We start from the raw sequence: 7,952 nt of genomic DNA on the forward strand, positions 1-7,952 counted from the left end.
CCGCGCGGAGCCCGGCCCGATGATGCGCGCCGGCGCCATTGCGATCTTCGCCCTGGCCTGGCTGTCGGCCTGCGCCGCCGACACCGCGCCGGCCACCGTCGAGACCGTCGCCGCCGCGCCCTTGCGCCTGAGCGTGCGCGGCGAGGGCGAGCTCAAGTCGGCCAAGGCCACGCCGCTCAACGTGCCCGGCCGCAACTGGGCCTCGCGCCAGCTCGAATGGATGCTGCCGGAAGGCAGCACGGTAAAGAAGGGCGACCTGATCGCGCGCTTCTCGGCCGCGCAGGGCCGGCAGGAACTCAGCCAGACCTTGATCGACCTGCAGCGCAATCTGCTCGCGCGCGCGGCCAAGCAGGGCGAACTGGCGACCGCGCACAGCAAGGTCGCGGTCGACCTGGCCGAGGTCGCGGTCCAGCTCGGCATCGCCGAGCGCTACGCCAGCGCCGACCTCAGCACGATGGCCCGCAACGAAGTGCTCGACGCCGTGCAGGACGCGAGTTATCTGAAAGCCAAGCGCGACACCCTGGAATGGCAGCGCGGCCAGGCCGGCGTGCGCGGCGGCGCCGAACTGGCGGTGCTGGATGCGCAGCGCGCGACGTTCGAGCTCACCGCCCAGGCGCGCCAGTCCGACCTCGACGCGCTGGAACTGCGCGCGCCGAACGACGGCGTGCTGATGCTCGCGAGCAACTGGTCCGGCGACAAACCCAACGTCGGCGCGACTCTGCGCGCCGGCTTCGACTACGGCAGCCTGCCCGACGCTTCGGCGATGGAACTCGAACTGAGCCTGCCGCAGATCGAGGCGCAGGGCCTGCAGGTCGGCCAGGCGGTCGAGATGTTCCCGGTGGGGCGGCCCGAGCAGCGCATCCGCAGCAAGCTGTCGTGGGTCGCCAGCGCGGCCAAGGTGCGCAGCCAGGACAGCCCGGTGAAATACCTGACCATGAAAGCGCCGATTCCGGCCGAAGCGATCGCGCGTTACCGGCTGGTGCCGGGCCAGCGGCTCGAAGCGCGGGTGATTTTGTTCGATGCGCCCAAGGCGCTCAGCGTCGCCAACATCGCCATCGACAGCGACGCCGGCAAGGATTACGTGCGGGTTCGCCGGGGCGGCGATTTCCTGCGCCGGGAAATCCGGCTCGGCGTGCGCGGGCCGGCGCGTTCGCAGGTGCGCTCGGGCCTGCGCGAGGGCGAGGAGGTGTTGTTGGTGGAAGCCGGCGCCGTCGACACCGCCAGCCGAACCGTCGAGCCCCCGGCCGAGAGCGATGCCGCGGGCCGGGCCGCGCCCGAGGAAAGCGCCCCGGCCGCCGCGGCACCGGCGCGCACGGGTCGGACCGCGCATCAGGCGGTGCGCCCTTGAACCGTTTCGCCGGCCTGTTGCCGTCGATCTGGCGCGAAGCGATCGAAGAACTGTGGCGCCGCCGCCTGCGCACGTTGCTGACCCTGCTCGGCCTGATCTTCGGGGTCGGCGCGATCGTGGCCATGCAGGCGGTCGGCGAAGGCAGCCGGCGCGAAGCGCTGCGCCTGGTCGAGAGCCTCGGCCTCAACAACCTGATCGCCGAAGCCAAGCCGCAGGACGAAAACAGCCTGCGCGAAACCCGCGCGCGCAGCCTCGGCCTGAGCCTGGCCGATGCCGACGCCGCGCTCGCGGTAGTGCCCGGCGCCGAGCGCTACGCCGCCGAGAAACCGATCCGCACCCATTCGGTGTTCAGCGACAGCGGCCACAGCGACGCCCAGGCCAGCGGCGTAAGCCCGGACTATTTCGCCCTGTCCTCGCTGCGCATCGCCAAGGGCCGCAGCCTGAGCGACGACGACGACCGCGCCCTCGCCGCGGTCGCGGTGCTCGGCCATCAGGCCGCCGCCGATCTGTTCCCCGGGGTCGACCCGATCGGCCAGTACCTGAAGGTCAATCATGTCTGGCTGGAAGTGGTCGGCGTGCTCGCCGACCGCGACCTCAGCAAGGACCAGTTCGAAGGCGTGCAGCTCGGCCTGGAGAGCAACCGCGTCTACCTGCCGCTGGCCAGCGCCCGCGCGCGCTTCCGCTTCCAGCCGCAGGAGGACGAGATCGACCGCTTCCTGCTGCGCCTGCGCGACCCCTCGCAACTCGCCGCCGGCGCGCGGGTGCTGTCGACCGTGCTCGGCCAGCGCCATGCCGGCATGCCCGACTTCCGCCTGGTGGTGCCGCAGCAGTTGTTCCAGCAGCATCAGAAGACCCAGCGCATCTTCCGCGTGGTGATGGGCGCGATCGCCGGCGTCAGCCTGCTGGTCGGCGGCATCGGCATCATGAACATCATGCTCGCCAACGTGCTCGAACGGCGCCGCGAGATCGGCCTGCTGCGCGCGCTCGGCGCGCGCCGGCGCGACGTGATCGCGCAGTTCCTGCGCGAGGCCATGGTCATTTGCGTCGCCGGCGCGGCGCTGGGCCTGCTGTTCGGCGTGGCGCTGGCCTATCTGATCGCCGCCTTCGCCGGCTGGCAGGTCGCCTGGGCGCCGCTGCCGGTGCTGGGCTCGGCCGTGTTCTGCGCCGCGGTCGGCCTGGCCTTCGGCGTGTATCCGGCGCGGCAGGCGGCGCGGCTCGACCCGATCGCGGCGCTGCGCCACGACTGAACCCGGCGCCGAGCTCGGCACCGCGACAGGACTGAACTCGTCCTGTCGCCGCGCCGCACGACGCCAATCCGCCATCCGGCGCATGCCAGGACAACCGGGCCTGGGCTACGCTTGGGGCATGAACAATCTCTCCGCACCGCCCAGCCTCGCCCCCCTGTTCACCGACATCCTGGCCGCCGCCGCGCGCATCGCGCCGCATGCGCACGCCACCCCGGTGCTGCGTTCGCGCGCGATCGACGCGCTGGCCGGCTGCGAGCTGCACTTCAAATGCGAAAACCTGCAGCGCGCCGGCGCGTTCAAGTTCCGCGGCGCCTGCAACGCGGTGTTCTCCTTGAGCGAGGACGAGATCGCGCGCGGCATCGTCACCCAAAGCTCGGGCAACCACGGCGGCGCGATCGCGCTGGCGGCGAGCCTGCGCGGCGCGCGCGCGACCGTGGTCGCCCCGCACAACACTCCCAAAATCAAGCTCGCCGCGATCCGCGCCTACGGCGGACAGATCGTCGCCTGCGAACCCGACCAAGCCTCGCGCGACGCCACGACCGCGCAGGTCCTGGCGCAGACCGGCGGCGTGCTGGTGCACCCCTTCAACGACCCGCGGGTGATCGCCGGCCAGGGCACCGCCACCCTGGAACTGCTCGGCAGCGCCCCCGGCCTGGACGCGGTGATCGCCCCGGTCAGCGGCGGCGGCCTGCTTTCGGGCACGGCGATCGCCGCGCACGGGCTGAGCCCGGCCATCGAGGTGTTCGGCGCCGAACCCGAAGGCGCCCGCGACGCCCACGATTCGCTGCGCGCCGGCCAGCGCATCACCGGCCGCAAGGCCGACACCATCTGCGACGGCCTGCGCGCCGAACTGGGCACGCTCACCTTTCCTATCCTGAGCGAGCACCTGCGCGACATCCTGCTGGTCGACGACGCCCAGGTCGTCGCCGCGATGCGGCTGATCTGGGAACGCATGAAGCTGGTGGTCGAACCCTCCGGCGCGGTGCCGCTGGCGGTGGTGCTGGCGCATCGCGAACGCTTCGTCGGCCGCCGCGTCGGCCTGGTCGTGTCCGGCGGCAACGTCGACCTGGATCTGGTCGCCGATTTGTTCGCCTCTAAGCCAGATTGACCGGTTCCGCAATCGCATTGCGTTTGTTATGCGGCACGTTTCTCAACGCTCGCCATTGGCCGCATAAACCCCAGAAAAACTCGCTTTTTCTGTGATCCTGGTTTGTGTTTTTTATGAACACAGCTGCCACGCTGCGCCATCGCGCGCCCGTCCCTGTCATGCCGCGCGACTGTCGAAGAGCGGGGGCTCTCGCCAGTTCGCTCCAGAAGAGTCGGTCTCTTCGCGAGCCGGGGACCACGGACCAGCGCAAGCCAGGGAGTACTACATGGTGGATGTCGAGTTTCGCGTGGTGTCCGACCGTCGCGACGGGCTGCTGCTCGCCCTCGGACAGGTGGTGATCGCCAACGGCTTCACGCTGCTGCGCCAACGCATGCTCAACAGCGAAGAAGGCGTGGTGCTGAGCATGGTCGTGCGCGGCCCGTCCGAATCGCTGCTGATGCTCGAAGAGCGCCTGGGCACCCACCACCTGGTGCAGAGCTTCGAGGCCTCGCCGTACGAAGGCAGCAGCCCCGCGCCGGCGCCCACGCCGGTGCCGCGCCACAACGGCTCGGCGACCGCGCCCACCTCGGTGCCGGCTTCGGCCGCGCCTGCGCCCGCCGCCTCGCCGTCGAGCGCGCCGCCGATCGACACCCAACGCGTCGAGACCCTGCTGCCGCAGCTCGCCCGCAACTACCCCAACATCCTGCTGCAGCTGGTCGCGCTCGAGCGCGAACTGCCGCCGGCCCAGCGCGAGGCGACCTTGCGCTACATCGGCCAGCGCGTCGGCGCCTGGGTCTACAAACGCGACTTCGCCCTCGGCGGGCAACTGCCGCTGGCCGACTCGGTGCGCCGCATCGCCCTGCCGGCGATGCGCCAGCTGGTCCAGGCCGAACTGCACGACGACATCCTGAAGATCCGCAACAGCCCCTTCTGCCATCGCGGCGACAGCGGCGAGTGCTGCCATTTCCTGCGCGGCATGCTCGGCGGCCTGCTCGAAGGCCAGCACGGCGCCGATGGCGTACGGGTAGTCGAAAGCCAATGCCGCAACACCGGCGCCGAGGCCTGCCGTTTCGAATTCGAAGCCTGAGCGTTTCCCATTCGCCCGGCAGACAGGGAGCCGGCCGGGCTTGCGATGCCGCACCGGGGCGGGGATGGCGCCGGTTCGGCCCCTAGCTATACCAACCCATCCACAGGGGATTCGTCATGCCGATCGATCACGCCATTCAGTGCATCCATGACCCGGTGCTCGCGATCTTGTCCTACGTGGTGTCGGTGCTGGGGTCGTTCACCGCCCTGCAACTGGCCATCGCCATTCCGACCGCGGTCGGTCCGGGACAGCGCTGGCGCGCCATCACCGCCGCCGGCATCGCCATGGGCGGCGGCGCGATCTGGGCGATGCATTTCATCGCCATGCTGGCCTGCCGCATGAACGTGGAAGTGACCTACGACCTGCCGATCACGATCGGTTCGGCGCTGGTCGCGGTGGTCTCGTGCATGGCCGGCCTGGCCATCGCCGGCACCGGCATCTTCAACTGGGGCAAGCTCGTCATCGCCGGCGTACTGATGGGGCTCGGCGTCACCGGCATGCACTACGCCGGCATGGCGGCGATGCTGATGCCCGCCGACACCGTCTACAACAGCAACCTGGTGATCGCTTCGGCGGCGATCGCGATCGTCGCCTCGATCGTGGCGCTGTGGCTGGCCTTCAACCTGCGCGGCTGGGGCCAGATGCTCGGCAGCGCCCTGGTCATGGGCGTGGCGGTCTGCGGCATGCACTACACCGGCATGCTCGCCGCCAGCTTCGTACCGCAGGCAGCCGGCGCTACGGTGGCGCGCGGGATCAGCGGCGGCTACCTCGGCGTCGGCATCTTCGTCGTAACCACGGCGCTGTTGGCCGCGGTGTTGACCCTGAGCCTGGTGCGCCAACGCCAGCGCGCGACGGTGCGGATTTGAACCCGGGCACGGGGTAAGACCAGGCGCCGGCCTCGCCCGGCGCGCTCCCGCAAACGGAAAGGCCCGCCACGCGCGGGCCTCTCTTTTATGTGCCTTGTTAAACCTCGCGCGTGCCCAGCGCGAGGCATGGCCGGCCGCGGCTGCGACACGGCGCAGGAATGAGCGATCATGGCCCCGCCCCGCATTGCCCGCAGGAACTCCGATGAAGATCGACGGCACCCGCATCCACGACCGCGCCACCGAATTGGTCCTGTCCTACTACGCCGCGTTCAATCGCGCCGACTGGGACGCCATGCTGGGCCTGCTCGGCGCAGACGTCGTCCACGACCTCAACCAGGGCGCGCGCGAAGTCGGCCGCGATGCCTTCGCCGCCTTCCTGCAGCGCATGGCGCGCCACTACCGCGAGCAGCTTCGCGACATCGTGGTGATGGCCTCGCCGGACGGCGCGCGCGCCGGCGCCGAGTACGTGGTGCACGGCGAGTATCTGCTCACCGACCCGGGTTTGCCGGAAGCGCGCGGCCAGCGTTATGCGCTGCCGGGCGGCGCCTTCTTCGAGATCCGCGACAACAAGATCCAGCGCGTCACCAACTACTACAACCTGGAACAGTGGATGCTCATGGTCGGCGGCTGAGCCGGCCTGTGCGCTCTATCGGCGGTGAGCCGATCTGCGCACCTCACGGCGCGTGAGCCCACCCGCGTGCGCCAGCGCAGCCGCGAAGCTCAACCGCCTCGATCGCTGCGCAATTGCTTGACCCTGCGTTCGTTGCCGGCCGCGGCGCGCGCCGCGACGATGCTGAACAAGACGATGCCGACACCGACCACGCAGGCGCCGGCCAGCGCGCGGCCCTGCGGCCAGGCTTCGCCGAGCCACAACGCGCCGATCACCGTCGCGAACAATATCTCCGCGGCCTGCATCGCTTCGGCCGCGGCCAGCGCGGTCGGATCGTTGCGGACCATGCCGGTGGCCTGGAAGAACAGCACCGTGGCGATCACGCCCGCGCTCAGCGCGACGCCCGCCGCCAGCCAGACCTGGCCCAACGGCGGCGCGCCGGCCTCGACCCCGGCATACGCCGCGACCGCCCACCACAGGGGCTGGCTCGCCAGGGTTATGCCGAATACGCGCTGGGTCGCGTTGAGTTCGATCCCGGCCTTCTCCAAATGCAGCAACAGACCGCGGTTGCCGAGCGGATAAGCGAAGGCCGACACCGCCACGCAGATCAGGGCGATCCAGCCGGCGCGGTCGAGGCGGCCGCCGCCGTGGCCGAACTGCAGCAGCAACACCCCGGCCACGATGATCGCGCCGACCGCCAGCGCCGGACGCGGAATCCGCGCGCGCGCATCGCGGTACAGGAACGGCGCGCACAGCATCCCGGCGATCACGGTCAGCTGGAAAGTACCCGCGATCAGCCACGACGGGCCGCTGGCCGCGGCAAAGCTCAGGCACACGTAGAACAGCACGAACCCTATGCCGCTCCACCACAGCCACGGCCCGGGGTGACGGCGGATCGCTCGCCACACCGGCGCCACGCCGCCGAGCATCGGCATCGCCACCAGCAACATCGGCAGGGTGAACAGATAGCGCAGCGCCGCGGTCCAGGCCCAATGGCCGCCGTCGTTGGCGGCGGCGCGGTTGAGCACGTAGGTGCAGGTGAAGAACAGCGCCGACACCAGCGCGATCAGCACCGCCCACAGGGCATGGCGGCGCGCGCTCACGGGCGTTGCCGCACGCGGATGCTCGACACCGGCACCTGCACCTCATCGAAGCCGCCGACCCGGATCGGCGCGCCCGGCGGCGGGCCCCAGGCGTGGGCGTAGATCACTTCCCAGGTCGCGGGCAGACGGCCGTCTTCGCCGCGCAGCGCCTCGTAGGCCTGCGCCGCGCGGGCGAAACGCGCGCGGCCGGTCAGGCTGCGGCGGCGGTCGTTCATCGCATTGGTCGCGCCGAGCGTACGCAACTCGCGCATCAGATGACCGAGGTCGGGATGCCCGAGGACGAACTCGTCGCGATCCAGCACCGGGTTCTGGAAACCCGAAGCGATCAGGGCATCGCCGAACTGGGCGATCGACGGGAACAGGCTGACGTGCGGCGCGGCGTCGGCTTCGGCGAAAGCGCCGCGCAGCTCGTACAAGGTGTCGGGGCCGAAGGTCGAGACCAGCAGCAGCCCGCCGGGCTTGAGCACCCGGCGAAACCCGGCGAAAACCGCCGGCAGGTCCTCGCACCACTGCAGGCACAGGTTCGAGAACAGCACGTCGACGCTGCCGTCGCGCAGCGGCAGCGCGCGCGCATCGGCGCAGACCGCGTCGGGACGGCGCGCGC

8 protein-coding genes are annotated in these 7,952 nt (G+C 70.7%); 6 read left to right on the forward strand and 2 right to left on the reverse strand.

Features of this window, described 5'->3' with window-relative positions:
- The 6 genes from ACSAMQ_RS19180 to ACSAMQ_RS19205 all read left to right on the forward strand — a co-directional run.
- The coding region (locus ACSAMQ_RS19180) for an efflux RND transporter periplasmic adaptor subunit (protein ID WP_435397193.1) at positions 1-1,348 on the forward strand (1,348 nt) is incomplete at its 5' end.
- Positions 1,345-2,595, forward strand: a complete 1,251-nt coding sequence (locus tag ACSAMQ_RS19185; protein WP_435397194.1) for an ABC transporter permease — start codon at positions 1,345-1,347, stop codon at positions 2,593-2,595. The genes ACSAMQ_RS19180 and ACSAMQ_RS19185, both read left to right, overlap by 4 nt.
- Before the next feature lie 118 nt (positions 2,596-2,713).
- Positions 2,714-3,703 (forward strand): pyridoxal-phosphate dependent enzyme, encoded by a 990-nt coding sequence (locus tag ACSAMQ_RS19190; protein WP_435397195.1) that lies wholly within the window; start codon positions 2,714-2,716, stop codon positions 3,701-3,703.
- Between the two features lie 265 nt (positions 3,704-3,968).
- Positions 3,969-4,769, forward strand: coding sequence for a V4R domain-containing protein (locus ACSAMQ_RS19195; RefSeq protein ID WP_435397196.1), 801 nt, complete (start codon positions 3,969-3,971; stop codon positions 4,767-4,769).
- Between the two features lie 116 nt (positions 4,770-4,885).
- A complete protein-coding gene (locus ACSAMQ_RS19200; protein WP_435397197.1) occupies positions 4,886-5,635 on the forward strand; it encodes an MHYT domain-containing protein in 750 nt (249 codons plus the stop codon).
- 202 nt (positions 5,636-5,837) lie between these two features.
- Entirely contained in the window at positions 5,838-6,266 is a 429-nt protein-coding gene (locus tag ACSAMQ_RS19205; protein WP_435397198.1) for a ketosteroid isomerase-related protein, read from the forward strand.
- Between the two features lie 89 nt (positions 6,267-6,355).
- Here the strand turns inward: ACSAMQ_RS19205 and ACSAMQ_RS19210 are convergent, their stop codons facing one another.
- Positions 6,356-7,348 carry a multidrug resistance efflux transporter family protein gene (locus ACSAMQ_RS19210; protein ID WP_435397199.1) on the reverse strand — a complete coding sequence of 331 codons (993 nt, stop codon included), beginning with the start codon at positions 7,346-7,348 and terminating at the stop codon, positions 6,356-6,358.
- Positions 7,345-7,952: methyltransferase domain-containing protein (locus ACSAMQ_RS19215; RefSeq protein WP_435397200.1), on the reverse strand; the 608-nt coding region annotated here is incomplete at its 5' end. The genes ACSAMQ_RS19215 and ACSAMQ_RS19210, both read right to left, overlap by 4 nt.

The sequence above is a fragment of the Lysobacter sp. 1R34A genome, assembly GCF_051217035.1.
GTDB lineage: Bacteria > Pseudomonadota > Gammaproteobacteria > Xanthomonadales > Xanthomonadaceae > Lysobacter.

Excerpts from the sequence above, each read along its gene's own strand:
- ACSAMQ_RS19200 (WP_435397197.1), top strand. The coding sequence starts at position 4,886 with ATGCCGATCGATCACGCCATTCAGTGCATCCATGACCCGGTGCTCGCG.
- ACSAMQ_RS19205 (WP_435397198.1), top strand. The coding sequence starts at position 5,838 with ATGAAGATCGACGGCACCCGCATCCACGACCGCGCCACCGAATTGGTC.
- ACSAMQ_RS19190 (WP_435397195.1), top strand. The coding sequence starts at position 2,714 with ATGAACAATCTCTCCGCACCGCCCAGCCTCGCCCCCCTGTTCACCGAC.
- ACSAMQ_RS19195 (WP_435397196.1), top strand. The coding sequence starts at position 3,969 with ATGGTGGATGTCGAGTTTCGCGTGGTGTCCGACCGTCGCGACGGGCTG.